Source organism: Bittarella massiliensis (ex Durand et al. 2017), assembly GCF_009876955.1.
Classification (GTDB): domain Bacteria; phylum Bacillota; class Clostridia; order Oscillospirales; family Ruminococcaceae; genus Bittarella; species Bittarella massiliensis.
The window spans coordinates 100,263-117,033 of sequence record NZ_WWVY01000008.1 but is presented as its reverse complement, the minus strand read 5'-3'; the positions used below and the strand labels follow the sequence as shown (position 1 = coordinate 117,033).

The following is a 16,771-nucleotide window of genomic DNA, read 5'->3' as shown; positions in this document are numbered from 1 at the left end:
GGGACCGAGCGCGCGAAAAAGTGGCCCTCTGCCCGGCGGCCGTTTGGCCGGGTGGGGGGCAAGCGGCAGGTGGATTTTGCGAGAGGGAGGAGAGGCCGGTGAAGGGGGAAAGCAGCCCCACCCTGTACACCCGGCGGCTGATCCTGCGCCGGTTCACGCCGGCGGACCGGGAGGCGCTGCTGGACATCTACGGCGACAGGGAGGTCAACACCTTTCTGCCCTGGTTTCCCATCTCCACTCTGGAGGAGGCCGACGCCCTCTTTGCGGCGCGATACGAAGCCGCCTACCGGCAGCCCGGCGGGTACCGCTACGCCCTCTGCCGGCGGGCGGACGACCGCCCCATCGGCTATCTCCACCTGGAGGGGGAGGGGGCGCACGACTTCGGCTACGCCTTGCTGCGCCCCTTTTGGGGCCGGGGCTATGCCACCGAGGCGGGCCGGGCGGTGCTGGAGCGGGCGCGGGCGGACGGCGTTCCCTTTGTCACCGCCACCCACGACCGGCAAAATCCCGCCAGCGGCCGGGTGATGCAGCGGCTGGGGATGGTCTACCGCTACTCCTACCGGGAACAGTGGCAGCCCAAGGACCTGATGGTGGTCTTCCGCCTCTACCAGCTCAATTTTACCTGTCCGGAGGATCGGGTCTACCGGGGATACTGGGAGCAGTACTCCGAGCACTTTGTGGAAAAGGGGCTGTGAACCCGGCCCCGCATCCCTCCGCTGTGAGGGCGTCCCTGTGCTGCCGGTACCGCTTTCCCCCCGTGATCGCCGGCCGGGGGGAGGGGACAGAGGGCCATCTCTTCCCCTCGACAAAGCCGAACATCGCAGGGCCCAGGCCGACCAGGCCAGATGCCGCTCCGGCGAGCGTTCCAGCAGGATGTCCGTCAGGAGGATGGAGGGACCCAGCCCTATATTCTCCCTTTCCCTCCGCCCCGGGCGGGGGCAGGACTCTGTCCCCGGTATACCGGCCTGCCCGCTGAGGGGCAAGGGGAAAAACGGGAGTGGCCGCCCAAAGTTTTGGTTGACAAACCGGTCTTCCTTTGCTAAACTATATACGTTGTCATTCGTAGACAGCAGGTGCAACTGCGTAAGGGCTCCGGCCCGCCTGCCGAGGATGAGGCGAGAAATTTTGATTTTTCTGCCCTTCCTCTGCGCGAGGAAGGGTTTTTTCTTGCGCGAATGACCGAAACCAGGTGTGGAGGTGAATGAATTTGCCAAGTGAACTGACTTTGAACAAGAAGAAGGAGTATGTCTCCCAGCTCAGAGAGAAGGTCGAGAACTCGGTTGCCGGTGTGGTGGTGAGCTACCAGGGCATCAGCGTGGCCGACGATACCTCCCTGCGCAAAGAGCTGCGCGAGGCCGGGATCGACTACAAGGTCGTGAAGAACACCATGCTCCGCTTCGCCGTGGAGGGGACCGCCTTTGCGGACCTGAGCAACGTGCTGGAGGGTTCGACCGCTCTGGCCGTCTCCAACGAGGACCCCATTGCCGCCGCCAAGATCCTGGCCAAGTACGCCGACAAGATCGAATCTTTCGAGCTGAAGGCCGGCTATCTGGACGGGAAGGTGCTGGACGCCGCCGGCATTGCCGAGATCGCGAAGCTGCCCGGCAAGCAGGAACTGCTGTCCATGCTGTGCAGCGCCCTCAGCGGCAACATCAGAGGTCTGGCTGTGGCCATCAACGCCATTGCCGAGAAGCAGGGCGACGAGGCCGTTTCCGCCTAGCGTTTCCCCCAACCCAACGACTGGCCGCCCTGGGCGGCCCCTACAACATCAAAAAATAGGAGGTAGCTATCATGGCTTCTGAGAAAATCCTGAAATTTGTTGAAGACATCAAAGAGCTGACCGTTCTCGAGTTGAACGAGCTGGTCAAAGCGATCGAGGAGGAGTTCGGTGTTTCCGCCGCTGCTCCCGTCGTCGTCGCCGGTGGCGCCGCTGCCGGTGCTGCCGCTGCCGAGGAGAAGACCGAGTTTGACGTGGTGCTGGCCGACATCGGCGGCAACAAGATGCAGGTCATCAAGGCCGTCAAAGAGATCACCGGACTGGGTCTGAAAGAGTCCAAAGAGCTGGTCGAGAGCGCTCCCAAAGCCATCAAAGAGGCCGTCGCCAAAGACGAGGCCGAAGAGATGAAGAAGAAGCTGGAAGAAGTCGGCGCCAAGATCGAGCTGAAGTAGTTTCACCTGACACCGAAAAGAGAGGGCGGATTTCCGCTCTCTCTTTTTTTGTCCTTTTGCCCTTTTGTCGAAAAATGTCGCCTCTTTCTGGCCCTTCTGCCAATGGCCGAACCACCTGTGACCCGGTATACTAAAGGGGAAGAACCCCCATCCCGCCGTCTGCAAAAGAGAGGAGCGCACCCCAGTGAAGCGAACGAGCACCCCCGCCGCCAAGCGGGCCGGTCTGCTGACCCTGACCGGCCGTCTCACCCTCACCCTTACTCTCACTCTCGCCCTCACCGGCTGCAGCGGGGTGGCCGGGTCCGCCGCCCTGCCGGATGGACCGGCTCCCATGGAAGAGGTACCCGCCCTCCTCCGCCCGCCCCCCGCGGTGGCGGCCTTTTTGGCCGGGGCCGGGGAGGCGGCGTTGGAGGAGAGGACAGGCCTTATCTGCTACGCCCCTTGGGAGGGGTGGGAGAGCGCCTTCCCCGACGGGACAGTCACGGCGACCGAGTTTCAATTGGGCGACAGCGACGGCTGGGACGGTTTTTTCCCCTTTGCCGTCCAGGGGGACTGGGTCTACGGCACTCGCAGCGACCACTCCTACTTCCCCAAGACGGCGGTCTGGCGCTTGAACCGGGCCACCGGCCGGGGGCAGCGTCTGCTCTCCTCCGACCAGTTCACCTATCTCATCCCGCCAGAAACCTCTCCCTACTCCGAGAGCAATACGGTGGTCATCACCCTGAACGCCCTGTCGGAGGAGCGGCTCTTCTTCACCGTCTCCCTGGGGGTCGTTTTGGGCCCGGTGGGACAGAGGCGGCTGTACAGCTGCAACCTGCAGGGGGGCGAGGTGCGCCTTCTCTACGATTTCCCCGAGGAGGGGGCGGAGAACACCCTCTGGGGCACCTGGGGGGAGCGGTACCTGCTGGCGGAAGACGCCCTCTACTTCTGCGCCGTCCCGGGCGAAGAGGGGGCGTTCGACCCGGAGCGCAGCCCCTTCCCCGACACCGTCCTTCTGCGCTGCGACCTGAAAAGCGGGGCGGTGACCACCCTGCTGGAGGGCGGCTATGCCCCCATTCTCCGCGACGGCCAGGTCTGCTGTTATCAAAAAGGGGAGGGGCTGGTCCGGCTGGTGCGGCTGGACGGGACGGTGTTGGAGACCCTGCCCGATGACGCCTTCTCCCGCTGGTACAGCATCGGGGCGGGGAAGGACGGCGCGCTGGCGGTGTCCGCCGATTTTGACAGGCGGGAGCACAGCCTCCTCAGACAGGGGGCGGGGCTTCAGGGCGGCGGCAGCGATCTGGTCGTGTTGCAGGCCGCGGGCGTCGACCTAACAGAGCGGATCTCCGACGGCTGGTGCCTCCTTCAGGACGGGGCGTTCACCCCCCTCTTCGCCAGCTATATGGGCTGGAGCGGCATCTCCAGTTCTGCCCCGGTGCTGTCGGCGGACGGGCTGCTCTGCTGGGACCAGCGGGACGAGAAGGGGCGGCTCCCCCTCTGGCTCTACGACCGCGAGGGAGAGCGGTTCCTCACCCTGCCGATCCCCCTGTCGGACGACTGGCAGGCTGTTCCCCTAAAGGACGGGGAGGGGTTGGCCCTCTGGGTCGTCACCCGTTTACCGGGGGAGGGGGAAGGGGAGAGCACCTGCCGCTACACCCTCTACCGGTTGACCACCGCGCCGCAGGGGTGAATCAAAAAGGCTGGTGGGACAGGTGGCGTGCGCCGGTCTGAAGGGGCGCCATACAGGCCTCGCTCCCCAGGGGGCATCCCCTGTGGGGTGCATCGCGCCCGCTGCCACCGGCGATTTGGAGCAACATCTCCTGTTACCGCTCTTCAAAGGCCGCTTTTCGGTCGTCCACCCAGCGCCCTTCCCCTCAAGAGATTTTACGCCAAGGCGATTTGTCTCTCCCGGCAGGGCCAGAGGGCTGGATGTTTCCGTTGCAGGTCACACCCGCCGGTAAAGCCGGGGGATAGATCCGGCCTCATAAGGGCCTGGTATTGGTGGGCGTTTGAAGGTGCGGCAAAACGTTGTATCCCCCGCGCCGCCTGCCCTGCGGCTGCAAATGGGCGAATGTTCCTTCTTGCGGTCCCCTTTCGGCGCGACAGCCCGCTTTGCCCGGCACTTGCGGCAAACACTTTTTATATGCCCCCACCGGCAGCGCCGGTGATCTCTGTCGATGACAAAAGGGCCGCCGTCCTCGATGGACGGCGGCCCTTCTTTGCCGTGTTCAGATTGCGGGTTCAGCCCTCTCTGGCCTGCTTTTGGGCAGGCTGTAGGGGATAGCAGTGGTGCAGCAGCAGATCCTGGCCGCCGACGGCCCGGTAGAAGTGATCACAGATGCGGCCGGTGATCACGTCGATGTCCCGCGCCTCGAGATCGGACGCCATGATGAGGAATTGACAGCTGCTGTACTGGGTAAAGACATCCCCCATCCGCAGGGAGTGGAGGATGACCTCCTTGAGGGTGTCCATCTGCGCCCCCCGGTCGGCGAGGGCGGGGTAGTCGCCCCGCCCGTCGGTGAGGGTGATGAGGATGATGTAAACACTCCCCGCCACCCGCTGCAGGCGGCGCTCGACGAACCGGTAGATGCGCTGAAAGGTCTCGTAGTCCTGGCAGTAGGCGCCGGGGGCCGGCTGCTGTTCGGACAGCTCCTCCCGGATCAGCTGCATGTCGGTGGCGATGCCGTCCCGCCCTCCCCGGGCGGGTTTGGCGGCGCGGCCCCTGCGGCGGCGCTTTTCCTCCAACAGGTGCTGGTCGGCCCGGTCAAACAGGCTCTGGTAGTCGTCGCCGGGCTGGTAGAGGCTGCTGCCGACGCTGGCCGTGAGGGGGAAGCTGGCGCCCCCGACGGGGATCTCCCGCAGCCGGGCCTTGATTTGGCGAGCCCGCTCCCGGACAAACCGCTCGTCCTGTTCCAGGGGCATGTAGAGGACGAACTCGTCGCCCCCCACCCGGCCGACAATGTCGCTTTTAAAGGCCAGATAGCGCAGCACCTGCGCGATCTGCTGCAGCACCTGGTCGCCCGCAATGTGGCCGAATCGGTCGTTGATCTGCTTGAACTGGTCCACGTCGATGACCAGCAGAAGGCCGGTCTGCCGCTGGGCAATGGCCTCGTCGACCTTCTCCTGGGTGGCCATGCGGTTGTAGAGGTGGGTCAGCCAGTCCCGCTGGGCCAGCTGGGCCAACCGCTCATTTTCCTGCTGCAGTTGGGCGATGACTCGCTCCATCCGCTCGCCCTCCCCTCTCTGGAAAAATATACCCTATTATTTCTTATCATACTGAAAATGGCGCGGCGCGTCAATCGCCAATTTGCGGGGGTGCACAGGGGCTCAGTCGCCCGGCTGCGCCCTCCGCTTTTCGGCCAGGGCCAACCCCTCTTTGGCCTCGGCCGAGCGCTTCCAGCGGCCGCTGGCAATATACCAGGCATAGAGCAGGGTGGAGACGATGGGCCCGATGATCACGGCGACGGCGATCCCTGAAAAGCCCATCAGCCGGGTGCAGAGAAAGGCCACCGGGATGCGCACGGCGTACTGGGAGAGAAAGACGTTGTAGAAGTTGACCATCGAGTTGCCGGTCCCCCGCAGAAAACCGATGAGGGGGTGGACGGTGGCGAATCCGAAGTAGGAGAGGCAGGAGAGCCGCAGATAGCTGCCCGCCAGTTCCTGCACCGCCGGGTCGCTGTTGAAGACCCCGGCGATCCGGCTGCCAAAGAGGGCGACAATGGCGGCCACCGCAGCGGCGATGAGGAGGGCCAGCTTCATCGACTCCTTGAGACCCTCGGTGATCCGCTCGGGTTTGCCGGCCCCCAGGTTTTGTGAGGAGAAGGAGGACATGGAGGCGTTGATGGCGTCGCTGGGCAGCATGGCAAAGCTGTCGATCTTGATGCCGATGCCGTAGGCCGCGCTGGCCTGCAACCCAAAGCTGTTGGCCAGCCCGCTGAAGGTGGTCATGGCCACGTTGAGCAGCAGCTGCTGGGCGGCGGTGGGCAGCCCCAGGTGGAGCAGCCTCTTCAGGTGGGGCCGGGAGATGCGGATGGTCTTGGGGTGAAAGGTGATGACGTGCCGGTTGAGGCGGAAGTAGGCCACCCCCATGAAAAAGGAGACCGACTGGGAGATCACCGTCGCCAGCGAGGCCCCAAAGGCCCCCAGCTGAAAGAAGCGCAGAAAGACAAAGTCCAGCACGATGTTGGTCACGGTGGCCACCAGCACAAAGATCATGCTGGAGCGGGAGTCGTCGAACCCCCGCTGAAAGGCGCAGATCAGATTGTAGCCGAACATGAAGACGATGCCGGCGAAGATGGTGCGCAGGTAGGCGACCGCCTGGTCGAAGGCCTCGGCCGGGGTCTGCACCAGCCGCAGGATCTGCGGGGTGAAGAGGATGCCCAGGGCGGTGACCGCCGCCGCCAGCAGCAGATAGAGGGCGATGGAGGTGCCGGCGGCCTGCACCACCTCGCCGTCCTCCCCCCGGCCGGCATAGCTGGCGATCATCACCGACACCCCGATGGAGAGGCCGGTGATGGTCATGATCATGATGTTCATGATCGGCCCGCTGACCGACACGGCGGCCAGCCCGGCGGTGCCGGTGTAGCGGCCCACAAAGAACATGTCCACCGCGTTGTAGAGGGCCTGAAAGAGGTTGGACACAATGAGGGGCAGGGCAAAGCGGAGGATGTGCCCCCGCACCCCGCCCCGGGTCAGATCGTTTTGCAGCGCCATAGGCGCGCCTCCCTTCTCGACAAGTCATTTCATACAGGTTCCAGTATACCACCGATTGGCCCCGCTGTGTTGACGCATTTGCACAGGAAAGCGCCTCTTTTTTTGTGGAATTGGCCGAGAGAGAAAGGACGGAAAGGCCTCGCTTTCCCCCTGTATGGGGAGGCGGGTGTCGGCAACTGGCACAAAAGAGGGGGCAGAAAAGTGCACCATCTGCCGAAGTTTTGGCGGGCCGTTGTTTTCCGCCGGGAGAACCGCTATACTTAATTTTGGATTCCATTTTGCGAGAAAAAAGAGGAGGAAGAAACGATATGAAGAAGATCCCCGTGCTGCTGGACTGCGACACCGGCTTTGACGACGCCTTTGCCATCGCCATGGCCATCGCCAGCGACCGCCTGGAGGTCAAGGGCGTCACCACCGTGGCGGGCAACTACACCCTGCCCGACGTGCTGCTCAACACCAAGCGCACCCTGTCCATCACCGACCCCTCGGTCCCCTACGCCGTGGGGGCGGCCCAGCCCCTGCTGCGGCCCCTCTACACCCACGGCCACCCCACCCACATGATGGAGGAGCTGGGCGACCCCGACATCGCCCCCGACCCCCGCGGCGCGGTGGAGTTCATGGCCGACATCCTACGAGAGAGCGACGAGCCCATCACCCTGATCCCCCTGGGCCCCCTGACCAATATCGCCGTGCTGCTGGCGGCCCACCCCGAGCTCAAGGAAAAAATCAAAGAGATGGTCATCATGGGCGGCTCGGTGTACAGCGGCAACACCACCCCCTCGGCGGAGTTCAACATCTATGTCGACCCGGAGGCCGCCCACATGGTCTTCAAGTCGGGGGTGCCCATCGTCATGTGCGGGCTGGAAGTCTGCGAGGACGCCCGGGTGAACCCCGACCACGCCCACCGGCTCATCGAGCTGGGGAACCCCACCGCCGTGGCCTACGGCAACGAATTGCTGCGGGGCTTCACCGTGGGCGAGAGCATCATCTTCGACGCGGTGCCGGTGGCCTATATCCTCCACCCGGAAATCGTGAAGACCGAGCGCTACTATGTGGAGGTGGACATCACCGGCGGCCTCTCCGCCGGCTGCACCGTCACCGACACCCGCGCCTTCCACCACGACGACGCCCCCGCCCCCAACACCACCGTGGCCATGTCCATGGACCGGGAGAAGTTCGGCGAGCTGCTGGTGGAGCTGTTTGCGAACTATTAGGGTTTGAATCTAAAATACAGATAATCCGAAGGCTGCAAAACTGTTTTTTTGCAGCCTTTTTTATGATAGGATACTACTGTGTATATTTTGAATGGATTTAAAAAATAGAGGATTATATTTTGGAAAATAGAAAATATGAGTTTGATTACTTAAAGGCACTTTGTATTGTTTCTGTTATTATTACGCACTGCCCTTTTAATGAACCATCTAGAAAATTTGTTTTTTCCCCTTTTTTATAGAAATGGCTGTTCCGATTTTTATAGTAATTAGTGGATATATGCAATCTCATTCTATAGCCAACAGTTGCTCAATAAAATTGTATTACTCAAAAAAATTGAAGAAAAATATATTGAAGGTAATCATTCCCTATCTTTTTGTAATATTTATAGAATTTTTTTGGTTTGTCATTTTTAAAGATATTATGTCAACTCGGTATTTCTTTACGCAATTGCTCAAGGGTGGTGCAATAGGGCCAGGCGGGTATTACACAATAATCTATTTGCAGCTATTAGTATTGTTCCCCTTTCTTTTTTGGTTTTACCACATGGCTCCAAAGGCTGCTATTTTAGGAGGAGCCGTTATTAGCGTTTTGTTGGAAGTATTGTGCAATCATTTTGTGTCTGACGAAGTATACAGGCTACTTTTTGTTCGTTATCTTCCGTTTGCATTGGGTGGAATCATATTGTTTGATAAACATTATAATGTAAAAAAGATTCAGTTATACAGTATAATCAGTTTGCTGTTTATTTATTTACTTACTTATACTGGATATACCCCACACATATTCCGGAGATGGAGCAGTAGCACTTTGCCAACAGTACCGTATGCACTTTTACTGACTCTGCTTTTTATCACTTATATGCCGAAAATGGGTTATTTTTTGGATCGCTTATTAAGTGAAATAGGTAAGAGTACATACTATATTTTTCTAGTACAGATGCTATGGTTCGCAATAGGATTTGGATCTTTTACATCTGATTTAAAAACGGCGATTCCGGTCAATTTAATAATTTGCCTTTCCTCTGGCATTGCGTTTAAAAATATATTGTTTCTTTTAAAAGAGAGAATAGGTCAAATACGTAAAGACCAATAGGCTATAATGGCCTTACTTTACTAGAAAAGAGGGAGCCCTTTCGGGCCCCCTCTTTTTTGGTTTACATCTTGTACTTTCGGTTGCGCTTGATCCGCCGCTTCTTCTTCTCCCGGCGGATGGCCAGCACCACGTAGGCCACATAGGCGGCCACCGCGAGCCCCAGCAGGACGAGGATCACCTTGGCGGTGGTGGTGGCCAGCAGGCCGTTGATGGAGTCCACCACCCACAGCAGGGTGGAGCGCTTGACCGACTCGGCGGCCACCAGGGTGGTCTCGCCGATGGGCTCGCCCCCCAGCTTGAGGGTGACGGTGCCCAGCTTCTGCCCCTTCTCCACCGGGGCGGCCACCTTTTCGCTGTCCAGGGTCACCACCAGCTGCACCGAAGACTCGTCGGCGCTGGTGGGCATCAGCAGGCTCACGTCCGACCCGGCCTGGAGCAGCAGGTTGTCGGTCTGGAAGGAGTGGGCCACCTTGACCTGGTGGACGGCCTCCCCCTCCTTGAGGGGGGTCTTGAGGGTGAAGTTCTTGTCGGCCCAGGAGAAGAGCTTGTTGGCCAGCAAAAACGCCCTGTTCTGGGTGCCCTCCATGGGGGCGCCCATGATCACCAGCAAGAAGTCCTTGCCGTTGTTTTGATAGCGGGTCACCACGCAGCGGCCGGCGTTGTCGGTGGTGCCGGTCTTGATCCCCTTGATGTAGGGGGAGTAGATCCCCTCCCCCCCGCGGATGCGGTCCTGCATCAGCACGGTGGTCACCAGGGTGCGGGGGCCCTGCTTGTTGGTCTGGGGGATGGTGTAGCGGCTGGACTCGCACACCTCGGAAAAGTTGGGCAGGGAGAGGGCGTACTGGGCGATTTTGGCCATGTCGCGGGGGGTGGAGTAGTGGTTGTCCGCATCCAGGCCGTGGGGGTTGACAAAGTGGGTGTTGGTGCAGCCCAGCTCGGTGGCCTTTTGATTCATCATCTGGCAGAACTTGTCGATGCTGCCGCCCCCGAAGTGGTCGGCCACCACGCTGGCCCCCTCGTTGGCCGACTGCAGCATCATGGCGTAGACCAGCTGCTGGATGGTCAACTGCTCCCCCCGCAAGATGTTGGCGGTGGAGACGTTGAGCCCCACAAACTCGTCGTAGATGTAGTCGGGAGCGGTGGCCGTCTCCTCCTCCCAGTTCTCGGTGTTTTCCAGGGCGAGGATGGTGGTCATAATCTTGGTGAGGGAGGCCGGCGCCATCTTGGTGTCGGCGTTTTGCTCAAAGAGGACCTGCCCGGTGTCCAGGGACAGGAGGAGGATCCCCTCCTGGGCGCTGTCCATCTCGAAGTCCGGCTCGTAGACGGCGGCCTGCGCCGGGAAGGTGGGGAGAAATAGGGTAAAGGCGACTGCGAAAGCGGTGAGAACCCGCGCAAATTTTTGTTTCATCTAGACATCTGCCCTCTAAGTATTGTATTATAAAACCAGCGCCGGCTCTGCCGCTATTCGCGGCGGGGCCGGTCTGCCGGCGTCTTATCTAATGTAGTATACCAAACAGACCGGCAAAAAACAATGAAATCAATCTTAATTCTGCCGCGGCGCGGAAAAACCGGCCGCTGCTCACGGCGGGGGGAGAAGGGTTAGGGATGCTCTATCTGACGGGGGACACCCACGGCGACTACCGGCGCTTTGAGCGCAAGGAGATCCGCCATCTCAAACAGGGCGACGTGCTGGTGGTCTGCGGCGACTTCGGCTTTGTCTGGGAGGGCGGAAAAAAAGAGGAGAAGCTCCTGCAAAAAATCGGCAAGCGCAAATACCACACCCTCTTTGTCCCCGGCGCCAACGAAAATTACGACCTGCTGCGCCAGTACCCCGAGGTGGAGTACGCCGGCGGCCGGGCGCGGCAGATATCGGGCAACCTCTACCAGCTGCTCACCGGCGAGACCTACCGCCTGGGGGAGAAGACCCTGCTGGCCTTCGGCGGGGGGGAGGCGCTGGACTGCGACATTGTCGACCGCACCCTCTACGAGGACCAGCTCCCCAAGAAGGAGGAGCTGGACGCCGTTCTGGCCAGGTTGGAGGGACAGCGGGTGGACTGCGTGGTCTCCTACGAGCCGCCCTACTCCATCGCCGCCTTTCTCGATTTGGAGGCCAAGCCCGACGGCTACTACGGCCTCTACCTGGACCAGGTGCAGAAGCGGCTTCAACTGGGACAGTGGTTTTTCGGAAAGTACCACCTGGACAAGCGGGTGACCCCGCGGTTCATGGCCGTCTACGAGAAGGCGGTCCCCCTGCGCTAGCGCGCACCCCAATATCCAAGTGAAAAACGCCCTCTGCCGGGAATCATGGCCGGCAGAGGGCGTTTTTTGGCGGCAAAAGCCGCCCTGCAAGCGAGGGGAGAGAGCTACTTCAGCTCAAAGGACTTGCAGTCGGTGCACTGGTCCATGGTGGGGTTGAGCTCATGGGTCCCGACGGTGATGCAGTCCAGGGCGCAGTAGTCCTCGTTGGCGCAGTGGTTTTTGCACTGCTGAACGGTGCATTTGATGCAGTGGTTGGCATGGCAGTTCATAGTGATTCCCTCCGTCTTGTTTTTTTATTGAAGTGAAGACGCTTCCCCTCTAGTATGTGCTGCTGTCGCACAACTATCCCGGCCGGACGGCTGCCAGGGGAGGAAAATTTTTTTGTTGCCGCGCGGGCAGACCGGCCCCAGTCGGCGCAGCGACCAGGATGCGCCCCCACGAGAGCGGAGGGAACGATCTATTGGCCCTCGTAAAGGGCGGCCATGCCGCGCGCCCTCCGCCCCATTTCAGCGCGGATGTGGGGCGGGCCCAAGCACTCGCACGCGTCCCCAAAGCCGAGCAGGATGCGGTAGTGGTAGTCGTTCTCCACAAACGGGAAAGAGGCGATATAGTGCTCGTCGCCGTCGGGCGTCACATCTTCGCAGCGGCAGAAGTCGAGCGCTCTCTCCAACGCCGACTGATGGATGCGGACTTTGATTTTTATTTGCATCCTCTCCAGCGCTTCCGAAAAATCCAAAATCTGCGGGGGACAGTCCCGCGGCGTGAACCGCTCCTCCTCTGCTCGCAAGTTGGCGATGCGGGACAGCCGGAACAGGCGAAAGTCCCCCCTCTCGCGGCAGTAGGCCTGAACGTACCAGTGGCTGCTTTTGAGCACAAACCGGTACGGCTCGGCGGTTCGAGCGGTCCGGTTTCCGCGGCGGTCTACATAGTCAAACGAGAGGAGCCGGCTGTCCCGCAGGGCCGTTTTGATCCTTTCCAAATAGGGCCGGGTGTCTGGATTGCCCAGCCACGGGCTCAAATCAATGCAGAGCTGGTTCGCCCGCAGCGCGATGTCCCCGTCCCGGTCGGCGGGGACAAAGCTCTTGACCTTTGCCAGAGCGTTTGCCAGCTCATCGTCCCGCACCATCTGGGAGAGGCTGGTGAGCCCCATCAGAATCGCGGAGAGGTCAGCGGCAGAAAAGACCATTTTGTCGACCTTGAAGTCCGGCATGATCTCAAAGCCGCCGCCCGCCCCCGGCGTAGAGCGAACGGGAATGCCCGCCATATTGATGGCCTCCATGTCGCGGTAGATGGTGCGGGGCGAAACCTCAAATATATCCGCCAGCTCCTGTGCGCCCACCCGTCCCCTGTTGAGGAGGGTCACGATCATCCCCACAAGCCTGTCCACCTTCATTGGACGTCCCCCTTTCATTGTTGCCATATAGCTGGCAACAATGCCATGCTACACTAAAGAAGCGAACAAATCAATCGCCCCTGTCGGAAGACGGCAGGGGGGAAGGTGGAGGCAATGTATGTTGACAGTCTATATCTATGTGCTCGACACGTTGGCCGACTGGGAGTTGGGCCACGTGACCGCGGAGCTGTGCTCCGGCCGTTTTTTCAAAAGGGAGGCGTCCCGCCTCTCCCTCAAGACAGTCGGCTGTTCCCGAGAACCGATTCGCACCATGGGCGGGTTGACGGTTGTGCCCGACTGCTCCGTTGACGACCTCGCCGTCTGCAAAACGAGCGCGCTGCTGCTGCCGGGCGCAGAGAGCTGGAACGCCCCGGAGCACGGCGCGATCATTGCCAAGGCAGAGGAGCTGCTCTCTGCGGGCGGCACGGTGTGCGCGATCTGCGGGGCGACTGCCGCTCTCGCCAGCGCGGGGCTGTTGGATCGGCGCCCGCACACCAGCAATGGGCCAGGGTTTCTCGAAATGGCCGCCCCCGGTTACAAGGGGCAGCGCTTTTACGTCGACAAGCCGTCGGTGGCGGATGGCAAACTGATCACCGCAGGCTCTGCGGGGGCACTGCCGTGGGCAAAACAGATCATTGAGCACCTGGACGTCTTTGCGCCAAATACCCTGGAATCCTGGTTTCAATATTTTCGCACCGGCGGGCCGAATCACTTCTTTGCCCTCCTGCAAAGTCTGCCCGCCGACAGTGAAGAGGACGTACGCCCTTCCAGATAGACCGACCTGTGCCGGGGCAAAAGGGCACCCGCCGCTCTCTCGTCGTCTTGTCGTCTGTTTTGAATGCCGTTTAAAAGAGGGTGGAAAAGGCCGCAAAGTCGTACCGTCGCGCGACTTTGCGGCCTTTTGCTCGCTGTAAAACCGAAGGGGAGCGATGGAGAGAAGCCCCCTATTTGTTCCTCCCCTTTGGCAGCCGCTCCGGCTTGCCCAACAGCCGCCGCAGGGTCTGCCAATCGGCTTTTTTGGCACAGCCCAAGAGGCGGCAGAGGGGGAGAAAGAGGGCCAGCGACAATCCGATGGCCGCGGGCAGCTGGCCGGGGGAAGCGCCCCCCGCCAGCAGGGGGCCCAGCAGCAACCGGGCCCCGGCACACCCCAGCAGGGCCGCCGCCAGGGGGCGGATCACCCACAGCCCCCAGCGGGGCACCACTTCGGTGCGCCGGCAGAGCAGCCAGAGCCCCAGTCCGGTGTTGAGGGCCGAGGGCAGGTAGAGGGTGACGATGTACCCCCGGATGCCGAAGCGGGGGAGGAGGAGCACCAGCAGCGCGGCGGTGAGGGCCATGTCGGCGATGTTGTGCCAAAGCAGCCGGTTTTGCTCCCCCATCCCCTTGAGGACGCAGTCCACCGCGTGGTCGAGAAAGAGGACGGGAACCAGCGGGGCCAGGGCCTGCAAGAAGGCGGAGACCCCCTCCCCGGTGGGGAAGATGGCCGCCAGCGAGTCGGAAAAGACCAGAAAGATCCCGGTGACAAAGCAGGAGAAGAGGAGGGTCAGCCGCACCACCGCCACAATCAGCTCCTCCAGCTTGCGGGTGTTTTGCAGGGTGTGCAGCTTGACCACCACCGGGATCAGCAGCATGGAGAAGGAGGCCAGCAGCGCCCCCGGGTAGGAGAGGAGGGGGAGCACCATCCCCCCCAGCACCCCGTACTGGGAGAGGGCCAGCTCAGCGCTGGTCCCGCTCTGTTGCAGCCCCTGGGGCACCAGGGTGTTTTCCAGGGTGTTGAAGCCGCTTTGCAGGTAGGAGCAGAGGGCCACCGGGATGCAGATGCGCAGGAAGGCCAGTCCCAGGGAGCCGCCGTCCCAGGCGGGTCCCCGGTCAGGGGGCAGGTCGCGGCGTCCCCGCCAGTAGAGGGCGCCCAGATAGAGACAGCCCCCCACCTCCCCGCAGGTGGAGGCAAAACAGGCCGTCGCCACTGCCTCGGCCGCCCCGGCGGGGGGCTGCAGTGAAAAGAGGAGGGCGGTGAGCCCCATCTTGCACAGCCGTTTGACCACGTTGGCCAGGGTGCCCTGCACGATTTTGGAGCCGGCGTAAAAATATCCCTGCAGACAGGCGGAGAGGGCCAAAAAGGGCAGACCCAGAGCCAGCAGGCGAAAGGGGTACACCGTCTGGGCGTTTCCCAAAAGTGCCCCCAGCCGGGGGGCGAGGGCCCACCCGCCTAGCCCGGTGAGAAGCCCTAAGGAGAGGGCGTAGAGACCGGCCCGCCGCAGCACCCGGGGCAGGGTGGAGAACTGCCGGCGGGCGATGGCGGCCGCGCAGAGCTGGGTCACCCCTAGCTGGGCGCCGGACATGGCCAGGGTGGCCGCAAACCCGAAGAGGGAGAAGACCAACTGGTAGAGCCCCATCCCCTGGGAACCGATGATCCCCGACAGGTAGATCTTAAAGCCGATGCTCATGGTCTTGAGCACCAGTCCAAGGGCGGTGAGGGCGGCGGCGCTGTACAGCGGCCGGGCCCAGTTTTTCCTCTCTGCTGCCGCCATCCGACCGCCCCCTTTTCGCCTGATCCTCTTACAAGGGATATGCGGCGCGGGGGGAGAAGATGTTCCCCTTTGGGCGGGACGAAAGGGGTTTGAGAAAAGGGAAAAAGCGTGCTATGATAGAAAAAAGGCCGGGTTTTCGGCCGCGCCCCACAGGCGGAGAGAACAGCGGGGCAGAGAGGCAAAACGAAAGGTGCGGGCCGTCGGTCCGGCCAGGGGGGATCACATGTTTGAAGAGCTGAGGACCTTCGTCGACGTGGCGGAGAGCAAGAATTTTACCAAGACCGGGAAGAAGCTGAACTTCTCCCAACCCACCATCAGCCAGCAGGTAAAAAAGGTGGAGATGTTCTTCGGCAATGTGACGCTGCTGACCCGCTCGGCCAACTCCAAACAGGTGGAGCTGACGGCTGAGGGCGAGGTGGTCTACCGCAGGGCCAAGGAAATCTTGGCCCTGCTGGGCCAGACCTTTGAGGAGGTGGAGGCCTGCCGCCACCAGGGGGAGGAGCGGCTGCGCATCGGCGCCAGCGAGACCATCGGCAACTTCCTGCTGCCCCGGCTGCTGGAGCAGTACGCCCAGCGCTGGCCCCAGGTGGTGGTGGAGGTGCAGATCGCCAACACCCGCCAGACCTGCGATGCCCTGGCGGAGGGACGGGTGGACATCGGCCTCATCGAGGGGCGCAACATCCACCACAACTTCCGCCGGATCGACTTCTTCACCGACCGGATGATCCTGGTGGCCGCCCCCCAGGTGGCCCAGCGGGTCCCCGGTTTTTCGGCCAGTCTGCTGGGAAAGCTGCCCTGGGTCACCCGGGAGAAGGGATCGGGGACAGAACAGTACCTGCGCGCCTTCACCGAGTCCAACAATATCCTCGTCGAGCACGCCGCCGTCTGCAACTCCAACTACGCCATCAAGGAGATGGTCAAGCAGGGGCTGGGGGTGACCGTCCTCTCCCAGCTGGTGGTGGAGGGGGAGTTGGCCTCCGGCGAGCTGGTGGAACTGCCCGCCCACAAGTCCTACAGCCGCAGCTTCTCCTACATCCTCCCCGAAGGGCGGGCCTGCTCCCCGGCGGCGCAAGATCTGATTTCCATTTTGGAGGCGCTGGGAGAGAGATAGCCGCGATCTGCCCCGGCGGGTAGGATTAGAGTACAGACCCGACCGACACGACGTCAAAGCCGTCCCCCGCGCGGGTGCGTGGATTGAAATATGACCAAACGGATGAATTTGCCGGAGACCAACGTCGCACCCCGCGCGGGTATATGGACTGAAATGGCTGTATCGACTTCAACGCCACCGAGCAGTTCAAAGGTCGTACCCTCCACAGATGGGTGGCTTGAAATCCGTATTTGGCGCGGATGGCGCGTACAGTGTTCCGTCGCGCCCCGGCCGATGCGCCAACTGAAATATCTGCGTTTTCACTGGCTGCCG

At 61.6% G+C, this 16,771-nt stretch carries 15 protein-coding genes and 1 other annotated feature; of the genes, 9 read left to right on the top strand and 6 right to left on the bottom strand.

The features are described 5' to 3' along the window. Positions 1-98 precede the first annotated feature (98 nt). The 4 genes from GT748_RS10145 to GT748_RS10130 all read left to right on the top strand — a co-directional run bounded on the left by GT748_RS10145 (position 99) and on the right by GT748_RS10130 (position 3,838). A complete protein-coding gene (locus GT748_RS10145; RefSeq protein WP_044993004.1) occupies positions 99-695 on the top strand; it encodes a GNAT family N-acetyltransferase in 597 nt (198 codons plus the stop codon). A gap of 347 nt (positions 696-1,042) precedes the next feature. Further along, positions 1,043-1,176: a sequence feature (ribosomal protein L10 leader region), on the top strand. Positions 1,177-1,201: 25 nt separating this feature from the next. Next, complete coding sequence (gene rplJ / locus GT748_RS10140; protein ID WP_021660399.1) at positions 1,202-1,720, top strand: 50S ribosomal protein L10; 519 nt, start codon at positions 1,202-1,204, stop codon at positions 1,718-1,720. Positions 1,721-1,791: 71 nt separating this feature from the next. Further along, positions 1,792-2,169, top strand: a complete 378-nt coding sequence (rplL, locus tag GT748_RS10135) for a 50S ribosomal protein L7/L12 (RefSeq protein ID WP_021660400.1) — start codon at positions 1,792-1,794, stop codon at positions 2,167-2,169. Positions 2,170-2,353: 184 nt separating this feature from the next. Beyond that, the gene (locus GT748_RS10130; protein ID WP_021660401.1) at positions 2,354-3,838 is read left to right on the top strand and encodes a hypothetical protein; all 1,485 of its coding nucleotides are present in this window, start codon (positions 2,354-2,356) and stop codon (positions 3,836-3,838) included. 551 nt (positions 3,839-4,389) lie between these two features. Here GT748_RS10130 and GT748_RS10125 read toward each other — a convergent pair. Continuing rightward, positions 4,390-5,373 carry a GGDEF domain-containing protein gene (locus GT748_RS10125; protein WP_021660402.1) on the bottom strand — a complete coding sequence of 328 codons (984 nt, stop codon included), beginning with the start codon at positions 5,371-5,373 and terminating at the stop codon, positions 4,390-4,392. 102 nt (positions 5,374-5,475) lie between these two features. Further along, a complete protein-coding gene (locus GT748_RS10120; RefSeq protein WP_021660403.1) occupies positions 5,476-6,861 on the bottom strand; it encodes an MATE family efflux transporter in 1,386 nt (461 codons plus the stop codon). A gap of 308 nt (positions 6,862-7,169) precedes the next feature. Here GT748_RS10120 and GT748_RS10115 point away from each other — a divergent pair, with 308 nt between their 5' ends. Together GT748_RS10115 and GT748_RS10110 are read left to right on the top strand one after the other, a co-directional pair. Then, the gene (locus GT748_RS10115; protein ID WP_021660404.1) at positions 7,170-8,075 is read left to right on the top strand and encodes a nucleoside hydrolase; all 906 of its coding nucleotides are present in this window, start codon (positions 7,170-7,172) and stop codon (positions 8,073-8,075) included. A 241-nt stretch (positions 8,076-8,316) separates the two neighbouring features. Next, positions 8,317-9,168 carry an acyltransferase family protein gene (locus GT748_RS10110; protein WP_161213528.1) on the top strand — a complete coding sequence of 284 codons (852 nt, stop codon included), beginning with the start codon at positions 8,317-8,319 and terminating at the stop codon, positions 9,166-9,168. A gap of 61 nt (positions 9,169-9,229) precedes the next feature. Here the strand turns inward: GT748_RS10110 and GT748_RS10105 are convergent, their stop codons facing one another. Then, positions 9,230-10,576 carry a D-alanyl-D-alanine carboxypeptidase family protein gene (locus tag GT748_RS10105; RefSeq protein ID WP_021660406.1) on the bottom strand — a complete coding sequence of 449 codons (1,347 nt, stop codon included), beginning with the start codon at positions 10,574-10,576 and terminating at the stop codon, positions 9,230-9,232. Between the two features lie 197 nt (positions 10,577-10,773). Between GT748_RS10105 and GT748_RS10100 the strand changes: the two genes are divergently transcribed. Next, entirely contained in the window at positions 10,774-11,427 is a 654-nt protein-coding gene (locus GT748_RS10100; protein ID WP_021660407.1) for a metallophosphoesterase family protein, read from the top strand. Positions 11,428-11,531: 104 nt separating this feature from the next. Here GT748_RS10100 and GT748_RS10095 read toward each other — a convergent pair whose 3' ends face one another. Together GT748_RS10095 and GT748_RS10090 are read right to left on the bottom strand one after the other, a co-directional pair. Continuing rightward, a complete protein-coding gene (locus GT748_RS10095; RefSeq protein WP_021660408.1) occupies positions 11,532-11,696 on the bottom strand; it encodes a DUF1540 domain-containing protein in 165 nt (54 codons plus the stop codon). A gap of 188 nt (positions 11,697-11,884) precedes the next feature. Then, positions 11,885-12,820 carry a helix-turn-helix transcriptional regulator gene (locus GT748_RS10090; protein WP_021660410.1) on the bottom strand — a complete coding sequence of 312 codons (936 nt, stop codon included), beginning with the start codon at positions 12,818-12,820 and terminating at the stop codon, positions 11,885-11,887. Between the two features lie 118 nt (positions 12,821-12,938). On the opposite strand from GT748_RS10090, the gene GT748_RS10085 reads away from it, so the two are divergent. Continuing rightward, positions 12,939-13,595: a type 1 glutamine amidotransferase family protein gene (locus GT748_RS10085; RefSeq protein ID WP_021660411.1), complete on the top strand. Its 657-nt coding sequence runs from the start codon at positions 12,939-12,941 to the stop codon at positions 13,593-13,595. Between the two features lie 169 nt (positions 13,596-13,764). Here the strand turns inward: GT748_RS10085 and GT748_RS10080 are convergent, their stop codons facing one another. Then, positions 13,765-15,348, bottom strand: a complete 1,584-nt coding sequence (locus tag GT748_RS10080; protein WP_021660413.1) for an MATE family efflux transporter — start codon at positions 15,346-15,348, stop codon at positions 13,765-13,767. Between the two features lie 223 nt (positions 15,349-15,571). Between GT748_RS10080 and GT748_RS10075 the strand changes: the two genes are divergently transcribed. After that, on the top strand, positions 15,572-16,459 hold the full coding sequence (locus tag GT748_RS10075; protein ID WP_044993006.1) for a LysR family transcriptional regulator: 888 nt from the start codon (positions 15,572-15,574) through the stop codon (positions 16,457-16,459). The last annotated feature ends 312 nt before the right edge of the window (positions 16,460-16,771 follow it).